The following is an 18570-nucleotide window of genomic DNA, read 5'->3' on the forward strand; positions in this document are numbered from 1 at the left end:
GGGCTCAGGATGCGTGTGCGGTCGGTGAGGTTCTGCTCGTGCAGTGGGATCGCCCGCCCCAGATCGCCCGCTGCTTGGTAGGCGCTGGCGAGGTTGTTGCGGGAGGTGAGGGTGTCGGGGTGGTCTGCACCCAGGATGCGGGTGTAGCTGGCGAGGGTGCGCTGGAGGTACGCGGCGGCCCGGCCGGGCTGGCCCTGGTTTTCGAGGAACAGCGCCACCTGGTTGAGGAGGCGGCCGGTGGTGGGGGTGTCGGTGTCGGGGTGGGTGTGTCGGGTGAGGGTGTCGGTGTGGGGGAGCAGGGTGCGCCAGGTGGGCCAGGTGTCGGGGGCTTCGGTGGTGGCGGGCAGGGCGTTGTTCAGGGCGGTGGTGGCGTGGTGGCGGGCTTGGTCGATGAGGTGGGGGGTGCGGTGGGGGTCGGTGGTGTCGGGGGTGCGGGCGACGGCTTGGACCAGGCGGTGGACGGCCACGGTGCCGGTGGCACCATCGGCGGTGATCATGCTGTAGGTGTTCAGCAGGCCGATGGCATGGTTGCTTGCGGCCGGGTCGGTGGAGCCGGCGTCGAGGAGGGCGGCGGGGATGTGGTCGGGGGCATACCAGGCCAGGGTGCGCAGCAGGTCGGCGGCGGTCGGCTCGTGTTCGGCGATCCGGTCGAGGGTGATGGTCCAGGTCCGGGCGATGGTGCGCTCGGCGGGGGTGGCGACCGCGCTCTTTTCGTACATGCGTGCGGGGTGGCGGGTGAGCAGGTCGAGGTAGGTGCGGGGGGTGGTGAGGGGGTTTTGTGCGATGTAGGCGGCGGCCTGTTCGACGGCCAGGGGCAGGTGCCCGAGCTCCTCGCACACCTCGGCCGCGCCGTCCAGGCTCCGCCCGGGGTGGTGGGCGGTGACGATGCCGGTGAGCAGCTTGAGGGATTCGTCGGGGGTGAGCACGTCCAGGCGCAGCACGGTGGTGGTGGCGGGCCAGGCGGTGGCGAGCCGGCTGGTGATCAGGAACCGGCCGTTGCGGATGTGGGCGGTCAACTGCTGGATGTCGGCGTGGTTGTTGACGTTGTCCAGGACGATCAGCCAGCCGCTGTGGGTCTTGAGCCACTGGACGGCGCATGCGGCCAGTTCCTCGACGGTCAGTGCCTGCGCCGGACCGAGTCGCAGGGCGGTGGCGAAGTCGGCCAGGCCCTGCTGGACGCCGGTCGCGCTGTCGGCGGTGATCCAGCGGACCGGCGCGTGGCCGTGGGGGCGGGTGGCCAGCCAGTACGCGGCCAGCGTGCTCTTGCCGATCCCGCCCAGCCCGTGAACCGCCTGGACCACCGTCGTCCCCCCGCCCGACAGCGCCGCGTCCAACTGCTCCAGCTCGCGGGCCCGGCCCACGAACGTGTCCGGGAGCGCCGGCAGGTTGTCCAGCCCCGGCGGAGCCTCCACCCCGGCCGGGGCGGGAAAGACTTCGGCCGGCAGCTTCACGGTGGGGTTGTAGATGCCGCTGTTCGCGAATCCGCCCGGGCCGGCGCTGGCAGCCCCGCTGCCGCACACCTTCTGATTCGTTCCCCCGCCACCGCCGGAATCCACGGGCCCCCGGCCGCCGTCGGCCGCCTCCACCTCCGCGGCCGCAGTGCCGCTCGCGTCCGGGTTCTTCCTGCGCCACGGCCGTCGCATGCCGCCCCCAATGTGTGTTTGTCTGGTCTGCGGATTTCGGGGCGGCGCTAGTCGTTGACGATGCCGCTGACGGCGCTGGAGCCCGCTCCTGTGGCCTCGGCGTCCCCGGTGTGCGCCACCCGGGCCGAGCCCTGGCGACCGCCGGTGGTCCTGATCCCGGTGGTCGCACTGCCCCCGTCGCGGGCCACCGCCCGGCCCGTGGCGAAGGCCGTCTGACCGCAGGAAGCAGCGACGAAGGACACCAGGTCGCGCAGCCCCGCGACCGCGGACTCCCGCCCGGCATCGTCGAGCCCCTCCAGCAGGGCCTCGAACCGCCCGGCCCACACGCCCTCCTGCCGCTCCCGCTGCCCGGCGACATCCCCCGAAACACCCGCAGCCAGCACACGCGAGGTGTCCTCCAGCCGATCGACCGCGCCCTGCGCCCGTAGGGCATCGCCCCGGCCGAAGATCTCCCGGACACGGTGCCGCAGCCCGTTCCACGCATCGGTACCCGCAGCCTGGACCACCGCGCCGCCACCTGCCGCTGCCAACCCCGTCAGCGCCTCTGCCAGCATGCCCCGTCCCCTATCGTCTTCGCGGACCGGCCGCCCCGCCGCCTTCCCGGCACCGGGCAGCCACACACAGTTCACCCGACACGACGTTCGGCAATCACAAGCAGTTCCCGGGGCCACCCGACGCGACCACTGGAATGCACGCGCAGGCTGTCACGCCCCGCCCGCCCCGCCCCGCCCGCCACAGCCCGGCTGCCCCTCGGCCCGCCGAGGCGGGTGACCCTGCCCGAGGCCCCGGAAGTCGTGACCCGGTAAGGAAGCACGCGAGCCTTCCGTACCGGCTGCTGTCCTTCGGGAACCGTCTGCCCCCGGCTGTACACGCTGACGCCCGGTCGCAGTTCAGCGGGCGTCGCGTCTGCGGCTCCACATGCACAGCCCCACGCGTCGGGGAGACGACACCCCTCTACCCCGACGCCTGAGCCTGCCAGTACGCCAGTCCGCCGCATCGTGAGGGTGCTCGAATGGTCGGGGCCGAGGATGCGCAGGCGGTCGGCGTGCCCGAGCGGGTCTGGCCCTGCCGCCGGGCCGGGGCCGGGTGGGGCGTCCGGGGCCGTGGTCCGTGGCCCCGCCCCGCACGGGGGAGAGTCGATGGCGCGGCGCAGCGGCATGCGCGCGTGCATCCGGTCCGGGGCCGCCGCAGGGTCGGGGCGATGTGCCGCTGGGACGGTCACCGGGTCCCGCAGGCCATCGTGCTGCGGCTGCTGCGCGACGAGGGCCTGCTGCCTGGAGGCCGACTACCGGCGTGAACGCCGCCGGGACGGCGCACGGCGCACGGCCGCGTTCGCGACCTGGCCAACCGGCCCCCACCAGGTCTGTGAAGCTCCCCTGCATCCCTGACGGTCCGCCGGATCAGCTGACGGTACGTCCATCGTCCGGTCCCCGCCGAGGCGGGTACCGCAGCAGGAGAAGCCTTCCGCCCGGTCGGCCGTTTCACCGCCTGCCCGGTCGTGGCGGCTTCGCGGCCGGGGCCGACGACCGCCTGCCGGGCGGGCGGATTCCTGCCGGCGTCGGACACGTTCCTGCCACCGGACCCGGCAGCGGTGTCAGGAGAACCCCGCAGGCGGGATGTTCACGTCAACGGCACGGTCCGCCCGCCGGCCACACCCGGCCCAACACACACCCACCCCCGGGGCGAGGGACCCGGCGACCGTCACGGCCGGCGTCTTCCTCAACGCGAGCGACCGGAACCTCCGCCGGCCTCCCGCCACGCCCGCAGCACCTCCGCCGCCGTGACGCTGTAGGGGTGCGACGGGCCGAGTACCCGCTCGCTGTCAGCCACAACACGCTCCAACAGGAGAATCGCCTCGTCGGTGCGCCCGGCCTGCCAGTAGGAGGAGGCGAGGTTGTGGCGGGTGGTCAGGGTGTTGGGGTGGTCGGGTCCCAGGAGGCGTTCGCGGTCGGTGAGGACCTGTTCTTGGAGGGTGATGGCGTCGTCGGTGCGCCCGGCCTGCCAGTAGGAGGAGGCGAGGTTGTGGCGGGTGGTCAGGGTGTTGGGGTGGTCGGGTCCCAGGAGGCGTTCGCTGTGGGTGAGGACCTGTTCTTGGAGGGTGATGGCGTCGTCGGTGCGCCCGGCCTGCCCGTAGGAGAGGGCGAGGTTGTGGCGGGTGGTCAGGGTGTTGGGGTGGTCGGGTCCCAGGAGGCGTTCGCTGTGGGTGAGGACCTGTTCTTGGAGGGTGATGGCGTCGTTGGTGCGCCCGGCCTGCCAGTAGGAGAGGGCGAGGTTGTTGCGGGCGCTGAGGGTGTCGGGGTGGTCGGGTCCGAGGATGCGGTGGGCTTGGTGGGTGAGGGTTTCCCAGTGGTTGATGGCCGTGTTGTACAGGCCGGCAGCATCGAGGCTAATGCCGGTGCGGTAGAGGAGTGGGTGGCCTTCGGGGTGCCAGAGGTGGTCGCCGGTGTGGGGGGTGAGGATGGTGGTGTTGGCGCGGAGGAGTGCTGCGAGTGCGCGGTCGGTGTGGTCGGGGTCGGGCCACAGTTCGAGGAGGGCGTCGGCGGCGGTGAGGCAGGTGCCGGGGCGTTCCGCACTGGGGGTGGTGTCGCGGGTGGCGTGGGCGGTGAGGGCGTGGAGGGTGACGGTGCGAGGCCCTATGGGGGGAGGGGGCTGGATGGTGAGGAGTCCGTAGTTGTGCAGGGCGCGGACGGCTTTTTGTCCGTCCGCGCCGTCGAGGTGGTTTTGTATGGTTTGGGTTGTCCAGAGGGCGTGGGGGTGTCCGGCGGGGTCGAGGAGGGCGGCGATTCGGAGGACGGGGACGGTGGCGGGGTTGGTGTCCCGGGCGGCGTCGAGGGAGAGCAGGAGGGCGGTGGCGACCTGGCGTCCGTAGTCTTCGGCGTCGGCGTCCTGAGGGAGGAGGTCGTCCAGGCGTGCGCCTTGCTGTTGGAAGAGGTCGCGGTATGCGCGGCAGGGGATGTCTTCGTTGATCATGTAGGCGGCGGCGTGGGAGAGGGCGAGCGGGAGGCGGCCCAGTACCTCGGCGATCTCGCTCTCGGCTCCGTCGAGCAGGTACCCGAAGCCCGCCCGGTCGAGGCGGTCGGTGAGGTAGGCGACGGCTTCGGTGGGGGTGTAGGTGTCGATCTCCACGAGGGTGCGGCCGCTGCCGGTCAGGGCGGCGCCGCGCCGCCGGGTGGTGGCCAGCACCTGCCCCGACCCTCCGGCCGATGCCGGCGGCCACCAGGAGGCCGTCGCCGCCGGGTCGGTGACGTCGTCCAGGACCACCAGCCACGACCGGGACGTCGTCGCCAGCCAGGCGAGGAACGCCTGCGCGTCCGCTTCGGCGTCTCGGCCGCCGGCGCCGGGGGCGCGTACCAGGCCGGCTGCCTTCGCGTACACGCCGACGATCTGGTCCGCCGTGGTCGCCGGGGCCCACACGACGAGGTCGGTGCCGTCGGTGAGGGCTTGGCGGGCGTAGGAGGCAGCCAGTTGCGATTTGCCCGTCCCGCCACCGCCGGACAGCACCTGCGTCAGCACCACGGTGCTGACGCCGGCCCGCGCCCGGTCGATCCGCTCCCGCGTCCCCGGACGCTCCTGGAACGCCGACGCGAGCGCAGGGACCGTGCCCACCAGGATCGGCCAGGCGACCGGCTCTTGTAACGGCTGTTGGTGCATGTGCAGTTCGCCGATGTGGCCGCTGACGGCGATGCTATTGCCGGTAGCGCTGGCGTTCCCGGTGTTAGACACGTCCACCGACCCGGAGTCGGGTCCGGGGGCCGGGCCGCTGTAGCCGGTCACCGCCGTGCCCCCCTCGTCGGCCTCGGCGTCGCCGGTGTCCGTTACGGTCACCGGGGGGACGGACGTCTCGCCCCGGTCCTTGGGCGACGACTCCTTGGCCATGACAGCTGCACCCGTTTCTAGTCCGTGTAGTCGATGCCGGTGTTGGAGCCCTTGCCGCTGGCCCTTCCCGTCCGGTGGGCTTTGGCCGAGCCGTTTCCGTGGCCGCCGGGCCGCCGGATGCCGGTGTTGCCGCCGTGGTCGGCTTCGCCGGTGCGGGTGGCCCGGTCGTCGGGCCCGGCAGGAGCGGCAGGAGCAGGAGCGGGGGCGGGTTGCTGGAACAGGGCCCAGATCAGGGCCGCGATGGCGACGGCGCCCTGGACGGAGGCTGCGACGAGTTCTCCTGCGCCGGGACTGTTGAGCAGCCAGATCAGCGGCGTGGAGAGAATCCCTGCTACTGCCGCTGCGATGATCGTGATCTTCCGTGCCTGTGGCATGCCGACTCCCCCGCATTTCTGACGGGCCGCCAGATTTCAGCTGACGATACGTCCCCCGGCCCGGCCCCCGCCAGGGCGGGTGCCGCAGTGGGAGACGCCTCCCGGCCCGGCCGCAGTTCCACCGCATCCCGGCCCCTGCCGATGTCGCCGGCGGGGCTGGCGAGTGCCTCCTGCCGGGCAGTACTCCGCCGGGTGTCGTGTTCTCGGTGAGGGGCCGGCGGCGCACGGTGTGTGTGTTGCCGTTCGGTGGGCCGGGGCGGGGTGGTGTCGGTGCGGGGGCGGTGGTCTTCGGGGTTTGCCGCCGTCCGCCGTCCGCTCGGTGTTGGTGCCCGGGCCGGCGCCGGCTGGCGGCGTTCGCCGGTCGTGCGGCTGTCCGGTGTGATCATCCTGCCCAGTTCAGGCCGTGTTCGGCGAGCGCCGCCAGTTGCGTCTCGCCGAGCCCGGCCCGCCGCGCCTTGGTGTTGGTGAGCCATACGCCGAGTCGGACTTCGGTGTCGTCGTCGAGGGTTTCGATGTGGTTTCTGGGGACGGTCACGGTGCCTTCGCGGTCGCGGTGCTGCCGCAGGGCTTGTACGCCCCGTCCGAAGGCGCCGGAGAGCGCCTCGGGGGCCGCCTGCACGGGGGTGATGTCCACCGGCTCGGGCAGCGGCTCCACCCCCCAGCGCTGCCAGACGCTCGCGCTGCTCCTCGGAGAGCCGGTTCCACATCACGTGCTGCCGCTGCATCATCAGCCAGGTTCCGATGTCCTGGCCGTGGACGGTGACGCCGGGCAGGAGGTCGGCGACGGTGGCGCCGCCGGCGATGCACTCGCGCACCCCCGCGTATGCCCGCTGCCATTCGATCGGCCAGGCCGGCCGCCAGTCCGGATCAACAGCGGTCAGGGCGGCGGCCCGCTCGGGGTGGTCGTCGAGTGCGCCGGGGCGGCGGAGGTTGGACAGCCACTGGCCGATGGGCCGGTCCAGGCAGGTCGCGCCGCGCGGAGCCGCCAGCGTGCCGTTCATCTCGTAGCACACCCGGGCCGCCGCCAGGTTCTCCTGCCAGGTGTGGTCGCCTGCGTCCCAGACCATCCCCAGCTCCTCCAGCCGCCGGCCGCGGGCACCGTTCATCCGGCCCGCGCCGTACTCACGGCGCTGCTGGGAGATCCAGCGGCCCAGGGGGTAGCCGGTCTCGCTGTCGGGCGTTTTGCGCGGGGCGGGGCGTCTTGCGGGCGGGGGCGCCTGGCGGGCGGAGGTGTGGTCGGCGTGTCTTGTGCGGAAGCGCGTTCGGCCGTGCGGCGGCTCGGCGTGCGACGTAGCGCGCCGCGTTCGGTCGTGGGCGGTGCGTCGTCCTGCCTGGCGCGCGGTCGGTGCGGGCGGTGCAGGCGGTGCGAGGGGCGGCGGGGGCGGGTCAGGTGCGGATCGCGTAGCCGGCGAGGCCGCCGGACAGCAGTGCGGCGGAGTCGTCCACGCATCGCAGCAGGGCGGCGCGGCGTTCGGCGGCCGGCCGTGCGTCGACGCGGCGGCGGACCTCCTGCGAGGTGATCAGCCTCAGCAGGCTGACCAGTTGGGCCGCGACCAGCCGGGGCGTCGGATCATCCCCGGTCGCGCCGGTCTCCTCCGCCAGCAGTCCGGCCAGCGCCTCCTCGAACCGTTCGAACATCACCAGCAGCCGCGACCGCAGCGCCGGCACCTCCCCGAACGTGGTGTGGAACCCCTCCAGCCCGTGGACGTCGTCCGCCGAGGCCGCCAGCTCCGCCAGGAAGGCCCGCATGCCCTCCAGCGCCGACGCACCCGCCGGCCGCTCGCGCACCGCCGCGACGAGGGCGTCCCGGGTCTCGACCTCGTCGCCGAAGACGAGGTCCTCCTTGGAGTCGAAGTAGGTGAACAGCGTCTTGACGGACACGTTCGCCTCGTCCGCGATCCGCGCCACGGTGACGCCCTCGTAGCCGTGCTCCTCGAACAGCTGTCCCGCGGCCTCCAGGATCGCCCGCCGCGTCAGCCACTTCTTGCGTTCCCGCAGGCCGAGCCCCGCACCGGGAGCCGCCCGCCCCGCGTCGTCGGCAGTCGGTACGGCAGCGGTGCGGGGCTTCGGCGGGGTCACCGGGCCACCTTAGAACGGTCGGGGCGAAAGTCAAGCGAGTTTCGTTTTACAGCCCACGCCTATGGCTTGCCGGGGGCGTTCGCGGCGCGCGGTGTTCGGGGGGCGGAGGCGTTCGAGGGTGCCCGGGGGTGTCCGGGCCCGGGAGGGTTTCGGGAGGGGTTTCGGGAGGCGGGGTGCCAGTGGGAGAGGGAGCGGTGGGTGGTGGGTGGCGGTGGGTCGCGGCGATTGATGCAGGCGGTGAATATCGCGCTTGACGCGAAAGAGTAACTGACTTACGTTATCGCTGTAGTCACCCATTGATCGCGCCATGACCGCCGGAGGACGGCCCCATGTCCGTCGAATCGCTCTCGCCGCCCACTGCCGAACCCGGCGGCGCCGCCCCTGCCCGCATCACGATGCTGCTGGTGCCGCTGATGCTGGTGCTGTTCATCTCCAACCTCGACCAGACGATCGTCGCCACCGCCCTGCCCAGCATCGGGCGCGACCTCGGCGACCTGTCCGGCACCTCGTGGGTGGCCACCGGATACCTGCTGACCAGCGCGATCACCACCTTGATCTTCGGCACGCTCGGCGACATGTACGGCCGCAAACGGATCTTCCAGATCGCGATCGTGCTGTTCCTCGTCGGCTCCGCGCTCTGCGGCGCGGCCCGCGACCTGACCTGGCTGATCCTCTTCCGGGCGTTCCAGGGCATCGGCGGCGGCGGGCTCAACTCGCTGGTGATGGCGGTGATCGGCGATGTCGTACCGCCCCGGCAGCGCTCGAAGTACCAGGCGTCCGTCGGCATCGTCGCCACGCTGGCGCTGATCGCCGGTCCGCTGCTCGGCGGGCTGTTCTCCGAGACCCTGTCGTGGCGGTGGATCTTCTACATCAACCTGCCGATCGGCGTCCTCGCCCTGGTCATCGTCGCGCTGCGCCTGCGGCTGCCCCGCCCGGCCGCCGGGGCCCGCGGCCGGATCGACGTCGCCGGCGGCCTGCTGGCGGCGGTGTTCACCAGCGCCGTGATGCTCTTCACCACCTGGGGCGGTTCGCGCTACGCCTGGGGCTCCGCTCCGGTGCTCACCCTGGTCGTCGTCAGCGTGCTGTCGCTGGCCGGCTACCTGCTGGTCGAACGCCGCGCCGCCGAACCGATCACCCCGCTCCACCTCTTCCGCAGCGGCGTCTTCGTCATCGCCGCCGCGCAGTTCCTGCTGGCCACCCTCGTGCTGTTCGTCGCGATGCTCTACGTGCCGCTGTTCCTCCAGACGGTCCAGCACCGGTCCGCCTTCACCGCCGGGCTCTTCGTCATACCGCTGCTCGTCGGCCTGGTCGCGGCCACCGCCGTCGCCGGTCCGTTCATCAGCCGCACCGGGCGGTACAAGGTCTATCCCGTCATCGGCGCGGTCCTCACAGCCGCGGGCATGTACATGGTCTCGCTGGCCGGGCAGCACACCGCCGCCTGGCAGCTCGTCGTCCCCCTCGCCGTCGCGGGCGCCGGCCTCGGCTTCTTCGTCCAGGTCGCGCTGCTCGCCGGGCAGAACGCCGTCGAGCACCGCCATCTCGGCGTGGCCACCGGCGCGTTGAACTTCTTCAAGAGCATCGGCGGAGCCTTCGGTGCCGCGCTCTTCGGCGCCATCCTCACCACCGGACTCGCCCACGTCCCGCCCGGCGCCACGGCCGGCCACGTCCAGGCCTTCCACACCGTCTTCCGGTGGACCCTGCCCTTCATGGCCCTGTCCTTCGTCCTCGCCCTCGTCATGCGGGAGAAGCCGCTCTCCGACGAGATGAAGGACGTCGTGCACGGCAAGATCGAGGTGCCGGAGTACTGATCCGGGTGGCCGCCGGTGGCTTTCGGTGCCTCCGGTGGCCTTCGCGGCGGCTGATGGCGCCCGGCCGTGGTCGTCTCGGCGGTCGGCGGTCGGCGGTCGGCGGTCGGCGGTCGGCGGTCGGCGGTCGGTGCCGGAGTCGGGTGCGGCAGTTGCTGCGGTGCGCGGTGTCCTGGGGGCGCCGCGCACCGGCGTGCGGCGGCGGCGCGCACGCTGGGGTGCGCAACGGAGCGCCGGGGTGGGAGGGGGCGGATTTGGGCCGGGTCGGGCGTGGTGGTTGGCTTGCCGACAGAACGGGTGACCCCCCGGAAGCCGAAACCCGGGAACCGGTCCCCGAAGAGACCCCGAGGACGGAACAGATGGCGCAGGTCGAGGCCACCACCGAGCGAGTCGTAGCCGCCACCCCCGAAGCGGCGTTCGGCACCCTCGCTGACTACGCGCACGCCCGGCGCGAGTTGCTGCCCGAGCAGTTCAGCGAGTACGAGGTCCGCGAGGGCGGTGCCGGAGCCGGCACTGTCGTGCACTGGAAACTCCAGGCCACCTCCAAGCGGGTACGCGACTGCCTCTTCGAGGTGTCCGAGCCCACCCCGGGCCAACTGGTCGAGAAGGACCGCAACTCCACGATGGTCACCACCTGGACCGTCACCCCGGCCGGCGAGGGTCACGCCAAGGTCGTCGTCGAGACGGTCTGGGCCGGTGCCGGCGGCATCGGCGGCTTCTTCGAGCGGACCTTCGCCCCCAAGGGCCTCAACCGCATCCACGGCGCCGTCCTCGCCAAGCTCGCCGAGCACGTCGAGAAGTAGCCGACCCGCGGTCGACGCCTCCCACGGCCGTCCACCGCGGTTCACCAGGGTCACCGGTTCGGGTGATCCCGGCGGCGGGTGAACGCGCGCCCCGCGTGCGCCGCCCGCCGCCAAAACCCCAGTTGAGCCGCCAACTCGCCTTTCGCGCAGCCCAGTTGTGCCCCCTTCGGTCGCCGGAATCCCACTTCGCCGCAGTTGCTCCTCCATGACGCGCAATGCGACAAATGGGCCTTCGCAACGCGACGAGGGGAGCAGTACGTGCGCGACCGCACCGGCGCCCGCGCCACGGCCACCCCGGCCGACGCCCCCGCGGCCGACCACCGCACGGCCCGGCCCGACCCCGCCGCTCCCGCACACCAACCCACCCCGCCCGACTTCCCGCACGGCCCCTTCCCGCACGGCCCCGCGCCCCGGGATCACCACGTCGCGATCACGACCTCCGCCCTGGTCCCGAGCGTCGGCGCAACCCGACGAGCCGACGCCGACGCAGCTCAACGAACCGACGGTCCCCAACGAGCCGACACCGACGCAGCCCAACGAGCCGACGCAGACGCGTCGTTCGGCGCCCGGGCGACGCTCGCGGACGGCACGGCCGCCCCGGCTGCCCCGGTCGGTACGAGGACGCGCGGGCGTGGTGCCAGGACTTCCGGCTCCCCGGCGCAGGCCCCCGCCGCCGTACCGCTCTCCGCGCGCCGGGTGCGGCTGGTCTTCCTCGGGCTGATGCTCACCCTGTCGCTGGCCGCGCTCGACCAGACCATCGTGGCCACCGCGCTGCCCAAGGTCGTCGGCCAACTGCACGGTCTGGACCGGATGTCCTGGGTCGTGACGGCCTATCTGCTCGCCTCGACCGTCGGCCTGCCGATCTACGGCAAGCTCGGTGACTTGTTCGGACGCAAACCGGTCTTTCAGTTCGCGACCCTCACCTTCGTCATCGGCTCGGCGCTGGCCGGCCGATCGCGGACCATGAACGAGCTGATCGCCTTCCGCGGCCTGCAAGGCGTCGGCGGCGGCGGGCTGATGATCGGTGTGCAGGCGATCATCGGCGACATCGCCCCGCCCCGCCGCCGTGCCCGCTACATGGGCCTGGTCGGCGCCGCCTTCGGCCTGGCCTCCGTCGCCGGCCCGCTGATCGGCGGCTTCTTCACCGACCACGCCTCCTGGCGCTGGTGCTTCTACGTCAACGTCCCCTTCGGCCTGGTCACCCTCGCGGTGGTCACCGCAGTGCTCCGACTGCCGTGCCCGGCGGTCCGCGGACGGTTCGACGTGCTGGGTGCGCTGCTGCTGACCAGCGGTTCCACCTGCCTGGTGCTGCTCACCAGCTGGGGCGGCACACGGTACGGCTGGCGCTCCGACACCGTCATCGGCCTCGGCGCCGGAACGCTGGCGAGCGCCGCCCTCTTCGTGCTGGCCGAACACTTCGCCGCCGAACCGGTGATCCCGCTGCGGCTGTTCCGCGACCCGGTCTTCACCGTCGCCTCCCTCGTCGGCGTGGTGATCGGCGTCGCGCTGTTCGGCGCGGCCAGCTACCTGCCGACGTTCCTGCAGATGGTCGACGGCGCCTCCGCCACCGGCTCCGGCCTGCTGATGCTCCCCATGATGGGCGGCATCGTCATCGCCTCCGTCCTGTCCGGTCAGCTCATCGGCCGGTCCGGCCGCTACCGGGCCCACCCGCTGCTGGGCTGCGCGCTGGCGGCCGTCGGCATGTGGCTGCTGTCCCGGCTGCACGAGCACACCTCGCGCCCGGTCTACAGCTGCTGGATGGCGGTTCTCGGCCTCGGCGTCGGCATGGTGCTGCCGGTGCTGGTGCTCGCCGTGCAGAACGCGGCCCGGCCTGCCGACCTCGGCGCGGCCACCTCCGCCAACAACTACTTCCGCCAGATCGGCGGTTCGGTCGGCGCTGCCGTCTTCGGCACCGTTTTCTCCGAGCGCCTGCGCCACCGCCTCGCCCTCGAACTGCCGCACTCCGTACGGCTTCCCGACCCCGACTCGATCACCCCGCAACTGGTGCGCGCCCTGCCCGCCCCGCTGCGCGACGGCTACGTACGGGCCTACGCGGCCGCCATGCCGCACGTCTTCCTGTACTTCGTCCCCGTGCTCGTCCTCGGTTTCCTGACCGCCTTCCTCCTCAAGGAGACTCCGCCGGTGATCCCCAACGGTCCGGCCCCCGCCCCCGCCCCCGACAGCGCCTCCGCCGTGCCGCTGCCCGGGGCCCGCTCCGCCGCCGGCCCCGGTGCGGTGGTGCGCGGAACCGTGCGACACGCCGACGGCAGTACTGTCGTGCGAGCCGCCCTCACCCTCATCGACGCGGCCGGTCACCAGGTGGGGCGCGGCGCCACCGGGGACGACGGCCACTACGCCCTCGACGCCCCCGCTCCCGGCGCCCACGTGCTGATCGCGGCGGCGGACGGCCACCGACCGCAGGCCGTCAGCGTCACCGTGACGGACCGGCCGGTCGACCTCGACGTCGTCCTGGGCGGCGCCGGCCACCTCACCGGGACCGTGCGAACCGCCGACGGGGCTCCCGTGCCGGACGCCGTCGTCACGCTGACCGACGTCCGCGGCGAGGTGGTCGCCGGGGCCCGCAGCGAGTGCGACGGGTCCTACGCCCTGACCGACATCGTGGCCGGTGACTACACCCTCGCGGCCGACGCCCCCGCCTTCCGCCCGGCCGCCCTGCCGGTCCGCGTCCAGGCATCCCGGGAGACCCGGCAGGACATCGAACTCGCCGGCGGTGCCCTGCTGCGCGGTGTGGTGCGCGCCCCCGGCGGCCAACTCGTCGAGGCCGCCCGCGTCACGCTGCTCGACACGGCCGGCAACGTGGTCGACTCCGTCACCACCGGCCCCGACGGCGCCTTCCGCTTCACCGACCTGACCGCCGGCTCCTACACGGTGATCGCCGCCGGCTACCCGCCGGTCGCCACCGTCCTGCGGATCGACAGCGGTAGCCGCACCGAACGCGACGTCCAACTCGGCCACGAGGACCGACCCGACGGCGACGCACGCGGTGCCGGGGCCGCCGTGCGGCGGCCGTGCTGAACGGTGCGGGGTGTCGGTCGGCGGTGCCGTCCGGTGCGGTGGGCTGGTCCGTGGTGCTGGCCGGTGCCCGGCGCCGGTCCGCGGTGCCGTCCGGCGTGCGGTACCGGTGGCTGGTCGGTTCGCGGTGTCCGGCCCGTCGCCGATGCCTGCCTCACCGCTGACGTCTGCCCTGCCGCCGGCGTCTGCCCCGCCGCCGGTGGACGGCCTGCTGTCGGCGACCGGCTCGTCGTTCGTGCCCGGCTTGCCGTCCGTGCCCGGTGCCGTCAGTCCTGGGAGGAGGTGGAGGGCGTGGGGTGGGCGGATGCCGGTGTGCGGGACGGCAGGGGATTCGCGGGGGGCGCCGGCTGTTCCGCCTTCACCGGTTTCGCGGCGCAGGGGGTGCCGCGCGGCAGGCGGTAGCGGGCGCCGATGTGGAAGACGCCGGGGCCGTCGGCCCGCAGCAGCGTCCACTCCCCGTCCTGCTCCAGGCATCCCTGGCCGCCGCTCAGCACGTCCAGCCACGGTGACCACGTCACCCTCACCAGGACCGGTCCCGCCTTCGGCACCCGGACCGACAGCACGCTCGCTCCGGCCTTCAGCACCGTCGACGGCGCGGCGGCCATCGGCAGCGGGTCGGTCACCCGGTACACCCGCCAGTGCGTGTCGTGCCAGATCGGCGCCAGCCACGGCTGACCCTTCGACACCAGTGCCGCCTCGGCCACCGCCGCGTTGTCCGGTACCGCTTTCGGCAGCACCACGTAGCCGACCGCCCAGCGCCGCAGCCAGTCGTGGTAGGCGGCCGGGGTCAGGGTGCCCTGGTAGAACAGCGGGTTGCGCTCCACGTCCACCTGCCGATTCCAGCCGCGCGCCAGATTCACGTACGGCGACAGGCCCGCCGCCTCCCAGTGCGTCTGCGCCGACACCACCTCGACCCGCCCCCGGTCGGCGTCCAGCTTGCCCAACTCGCCGACCAGCGGCTGGGCGTAGGACGACCAGCCGGCCGCCGGGGCGGTGGACACCAGGTCCTGGACCGGCTTGAAGACCTGCCAGGCCGCAGCCACCGCGAACGCCAGGTACAAGGCCGCGGTCCGCCGCCGCCCGAGCCGTCCGGCACCCACCGCCGCCAGCAGCAGCGCGCCACCGAACAGCAGCGCCAGCCGCTCCACGTTGCTGCCGACCGGGGAAGGGACCGCCAGCGTCAGCACGACGCCCAGCGAGTAGGCCGCCGCCGCGATCCGCACCGGGCGCCACGACTTCGGCGCCCACAGGACCAGCGGTACGGACACCGCGATGGGCAGCAGCGCACCGCCCACCGAGAAGGGCTGGACCCCGTAGAAGGGGAAGAACACCGTCGTCGCCCCGACCACCAGCACCGGACCGGCCGCCATCGACACCGCGTCCTTGCGCCGGCCGGTGAAGAACAGGGCCACCGCCACGACTTCCACGAACAGACCGGCCACCGGGCTCGACATCGTCGCCAGCGCGCCCAGGATCGCCGCCCCCGAAGCCCGCAGGACCCGGCCGCCGAAGTCCTCGTAGCTCAGCCACGCCGCGGCGAGTGCGAAGAACATCCCGACCGCGAACGTCACCCGGCCCGACGCGCTGTCGCACCACAGGGCGAACGCGCCCCACAGCGCCGGCGTCATCGGGCGCTCGATCCCGGACCGCACCAGCATCCGCGCGAACAGTCCCGCCGACGCCGTACCCACCAGCACCGCCGTCGTCCGCACCCCCAGCGCGGCCATCACATAGGGCGTCAGCACGCTGTAGGAGACCGGGTGCATGCCGCCGTACCAGGACAGGTTGTAGGCGGCGTCCGGATTGCGGTCGGCGAACTCGGTCCAGGCGTACTGGGCCGCCAGGTCGCCGCCGTCGGTGGCCAGGAACAGCGCCCACAGCAGGTGTAGCACACCCGCCAGCAGCACGGCCGCCACCACCGGATGCCGCAGCAGCGCCGTCAGGGGCGACCGCGGAAGGAATGCGGCACGGGGGTCCGGTTCGAGCGTGCTCATCGTGTTTGCTCCCGGTCTTGCCCAGTTGCCGTACCGAGTACGGGACGCTAACACGCGTGGCTGTCGCGCCGGGGGAGCAGGTGCGGCAGACGGGCCTGCGCCGGATCGCGGCCGCGTACCGACCGCATCCCCTGTCGTGCTTGACGCGCACGGGCGGGTCGGCCGCCCGGTGGTGGCACCGGCGGAGCCGAAAGAGCCGATGGGACTGGGGGAGCTGGGAGAGCCGCCGGAGCCGGCGGAGCCAGGGCGGTCGTCGGAGCGGGAAGAGCCGACCGAAGGCGGGAAGCCCGCCGAGCCGGGGGAGTTCAGGCAGCCCAGGCCACCCGGGCGGCCGCGACGGCAGGAGTGGCCGGAGTGGGCCGACCGAGCGTTCCCGGAGCCATCGGCGGGGTCCGGGCGGCCGGGGGCGCCGGGCGCGCGGGAGGAGAAGGGGGAGAAGAACGGAGGAGACGGCCCGCGCGTGGTGATCCATTGGAGCGAACCTCCGGCGCGTCCAGGCGTGGCGGAGGGGACATCGGGGCCGCCGGGCGGATCCCGAAGCGGGTAGGAGGAGGCCGGCGGTGGTCGGCACGGCAGACGGGCCGTCCTGAACGGGTCGCGGTCGGCGAAGGGGCGCGGAGGGTGAACTGGTCACCGTGAGTGATCGCATGTCGGTGATCGTGGCTCCGCGCGACCCGGTCGCGCAAGCCCTGTGGATAACCCAGAGGTCTAGACCTCTGTAGTTATCCACAGGGGTGGTGCCGCTCCGGCTCGGCCGCGTACCGTGCCGTTCATGAAAATCTTGATCTCCGCGGACATGGAGGGCGCGACCGGGGTGACCTGGCCCGCTGACGTGCTGCCCGGCACCGAACAATGGCAGCGCTGCCGACACATGTTCACCTCCGACGTCAACGCGGCGATCGCCGGTTTCCTGGACGGCGGCGCCGACGAGGTCCTGGTGAACGAGGCCCACTGGACGATGCGGAACCTGCTCCTCGAACAGCTCGACGAGCGGGCCCAGATGCTCACCGGGCGTCACAAGGATCTCTCCATGGTCGAAGGGGTCCAGCACGGCGACGTCGACGGCATGGCCTTCGTCGGCTACCACGCCGGCGCGGGCACCGAGGGCGTGCTGGCGCACACCTATCTGGCCAACACCGTCACGGGCGTATGGGTCAACGGCGAACCCGCGAGCGAGGGACGTCTCAACGCGCTGGTCTGCGCGGAGTACGGGGTCCCGGTGGTCCTGGTCACCGGCGACGACCGGACCGGGATCGACGCGCGGGGATACGCCCCGCAGGCCCACACCGTCGCGGTCAAGGACTACGTCTCCCGCTACGCGGCCGTCTGCCGGCCCCCGGCCCGCACTGCCGCCGACATCCGGCAGGCCGCCCGGGCAGCCGCGGCGCTGGCGGTCCGGCACGAGCCGGCGCAGGCCGGCCCGTTCACCGTCGAGTTGGAGTTCGACGCCACCCATCTGGTGGGGGCGGCCTGCGTCGTCCCCTCGGTGGAGCGGTGTGGCGAACGGCGTGTCCGGTACACGGCCGACACGATGTACACAGCGATCCGGTGCTTCAAGGCCGTGACCACGGTCGTTTCGGCAGCGGTGGAGGAACAATATGGCTGAGCGGCCCGCATCCGATGACACCTCACCCGTCGACGAGCAGGCGTTCGACGAGGTGGTCCGATTCACCTCCGACCTGATCAGGATCGACACCACCAACCGCGGCGGCGGCGACTGTGTCGAGCGGCCGGCCGCCGAGTACGTGGCCGAGCAACTCGCCGACGCCGGCATCGAGCCGCGGGTTCTGGAGTCGGCGCCGGGCCGGGCCAACGTCGTCGCCCGGATCGAGGGCACCGACCCGACGGCCGACGCCCTGCTGGTCCACGGGCACCTGGACGTGGTCCCGGCCGAGCCCGACGACTGGAGCGTCCACCCCTTCTCCGGTGAGGTGGTCGACGGCGTCGTGTGGGGGCGCGGCGCCATCGACATGAAGAACATGGACGCGATGGTCCTGGCGACCGTCCGGGCCTGGGCCCGCTCCGGCCGCCGGCCGCGCCGTGACATCGTGCTGGCCTTCACCGCCGACGAGGAGGACAGCGCCGCCGCCGGCTCCGACTTCCTGGTGCGGCGGCACGCCGACCTGTTCGCGGACTGCGTCGAGGGCATCAGTGAGTCCGGCGCCTTCACCTTCCACGCCGGCCCCGACCTGCGCCTGTACCCGGTCGCCGCCGGTGAACGCGGCACCGCCTGGCTGAAGTTGACCGCGCAGGGCAAGGCGGGCCACGGCTCCAAGGTCAACCGGGACAACGCGGTCAGCGCGCTGGCCGCGGCGGTCGCCCGGATCGGCGAGCACCAGTGGCCGGTCCGGCTGGTGCCCACCGTGCGTGCCGCGCTGACCGCCCTGGCCGAACTGCACGGCATCGACTGCCGCCTGGACAGCGACGCGCCGCAGGAACTCGGCCGTGAGGTCGACAACCTGCTCGGCAAGCTCGGCGGCACCGCGGCCCTGGTCGAGCACACCGTGCGCAACAGCGCCAACCCGACGATGCTGTCCGCCGGTTACAAGGTGAACGTCATCCCCGGTTCCGCCACCGCGTTCGTTGACGGCCGCATGCTGCCCGGCGCCGAGCAGGAGTTCATCGACACCCTCGACCGGCTCACCGGGCCGCGGGTGAGCTGGGAGTTCCACCACCGCGAGACGCCGCTCCAGGCGCCGGTCGACTCGCCCACCTTCGACGCCATGCGGGAGGCGCTGGAGCACTTCGACCCGGGGGCGCATGCCGTGCCCTACTGCATGTCCGGCGGCACGGACGCCAAGCAGTTCTCCCGGCTGGGCATCACCGGATACGGCTTCTCCCCGCTGAAACTGCCGCCGGGCTTCGACTACCAGGCGCTGTTCCACGGTGTCGACGAGCGGGTTCCGGTGGAGGCGTTGCACTTCGGGGTGCGGGTGCTGGACCGTTTCATGAGCGGCTGATCC

At 72.9% G+C, this 18570-nt stretch carries 12 protein-coding genes and 1 pseudogene; 5 read left to right on the plus strand and 8 right to left on the minus strand.

Going from position 1 to position 18570, the window contains the following annotated elements; genetic code table 11:
• The 7 genes and pseudogenes from POF43_RS30585 to POF43_RS30610 all read right to left on the minus strand — a co-directional run.
• On the minus strand, positions 1 to 1451 hold a 1451-nt coding region (locus POF43_RS30585; RefSeq protein WP_282704870.1), incomplete at its 3' end, for a tetratricopeptide repeat protein.
• Between the two features lie 239 nt (positions 1452 to 1690).
• Positions 1691 to 2197 (minus strand): hypothetical protein, encoded by a 507-nt coding sequence (locus POF43_RS30590; protein WP_271325918.1) that lies wholly within the window; start codon positions 2195 to 2197, stop codon positions 1691 to 1693.
• A gap of 1165 nt (positions 2198 to 3362) precedes the next feature.
• Entirely contained in the window at positions 3363 to 5519 is a 2157-nt protein-coding gene (locus POF43_RS30595; RefSeq protein ID WP_271325137.1) for a tetratricopeptide repeat protein, read from the minus strand.
• A gap of 17 nt (positions 5520 to 5536) precedes the next feature.
• Positions 5537 to 5893, minus strand: coding sequence for a hypothetical protein (locus POF43_RS30600; RefSeq protein WP_271325136.1), 357 nt, complete (start codon positions 5891 to 5893; stop codon positions 5537 to 5539).
• 382 nt (positions 5894 to 6275) lie between these two features.
• On the minus strand, positions 6276 to 6548 hold the full coding sequence (locus POF43_RS30605) for a helicase associated domain-containing protein (protein ID WP_271325138.1): 273 nt from the start codon (positions 6546 to 6548) through the stop codon (positions 6276 to 6278).
• Between the two features lie 211 nt (positions 6549 to 6759).
• Positions 6760 to 7071 (minus strand): annotated as a pseudogene (locus tag POF43_RS35245) (helicase associated domain-containing protein); the annotation flags it as partial.
• A 208-nt stretch (positions 7072 to 7279) separates the two neighbouring features.
• A complete protein-coding gene (locus POF43_RS30610) occupies positions 7280 to 7972 on the minus strand; it encodes a TetR/AcrR family transcriptional regulator (RefSeq protein WP_271317113.1) in 693 nt (230 codons plus the stop codon).
• Positions 7973 to 8301: 329 nt separating this feature from the next.
• On the opposite strand from POF43_RS30610, the gene POF43_RS30615 reads away from it, so the two are divergent.
• The 3 genes from POF43_RS30615 to POF43_RS30625 all read left to right on the plus strand — a co-directional run bounded on the left by POF43_RS30615 (position 8302) and on the right by POF43_RS30625 (position 13616).
• Positions 8302 to 9780: an MDR family MFS transporter gene (locus POF43_RS30615; RefSeq protein WP_271325843.1), complete on the plus strand. Its 1479-nt coding sequence runs from the start codon at positions 8302 to 8304 to the stop codon at positions 9778 to 9780.
• Between the two features lie 356 nt (positions 9781 to 10136).
• Positions 10137 to 10580: an SRPBCC family protein gene (locus POF43_RS30620; RefSeq protein WP_271326073.1), complete on the plus strand. Its 444-nt coding sequence runs from the start codon at positions 10137 to 10139 to the stop codon at positions 10578 to 10580.
• 258 nt (positions 10581 to 10838) lie between these two features.
• A complete protein-coding gene (locus POF43_RS30625) occupies positions 10839 to 13616 on the plus strand; it encodes an MFS transporter (RefSeq protein ID WP_282704871.1) in 2778 nt (925 codons plus the stop codon).
• A 263-nt stretch (positions 13617 to 13879) separates the two neighbouring features.
• On the opposite strand, the gene POF43_RS30630 is transcribed toward POF43_RS30625, so the two are convergent.
• Complete coding sequence (locus POF43_RS30630) at positions 13880 to 15607, minus strand: DUF8823 domain-containing protein (protein ID WP_271315333.1); 1728 nt, start codon at positions 15605 to 15607, stop codon at positions 13880 to 13882.
• Positions 15608 to 16379: 772 nt separating this feature from the next.
• On the opposite strand from POF43_RS30630, the gene POF43_RS30635 reads away from it, so the two are divergent.
• Both POF43_RS30635 and POF43_RS30640 read left to right on the plus strand, forming a co-directional pair.
• Positions 16380 to 17213, plus strand: a complete 834-nt coding sequence (locus tag POF43_RS30635) for a M55 family metallopeptidase (RefSeq protein ID WP_271315332.1) — start codon at positions 16380 to 16382, stop codon at positions 17211 to 17213.
• On the plus strand, positions 17206 to 18567 hold the full coding sequence (locus POF43_RS30640) for a M20/M25/M40 family metallo-hydrolase (protein WP_271324142.1): 1362 nt from the start codon (positions 17206 to 17208) through the stop codon (positions 18565 to 18567). The genes POF43_RS30635 and POF43_RS30640 overlap by 8 nt, the downstream gene beginning before the upstream one ends.
• Positions 18568 to 18570: the final 3 nt, after the last annotated feature.

Origin of the sequence: Streptantibioticus silvisoli, from assembly GCF_027947535.2 — a bacterium.
In the GTDB taxonomy this organism is placed as follows: domain Bacteria; phylum Actinomycetota; class Actinomycetes; order Streptomycetales; family Streptomycetaceae; genus Streptantibioticus_C; species Streptantibioticus_C silvisoli.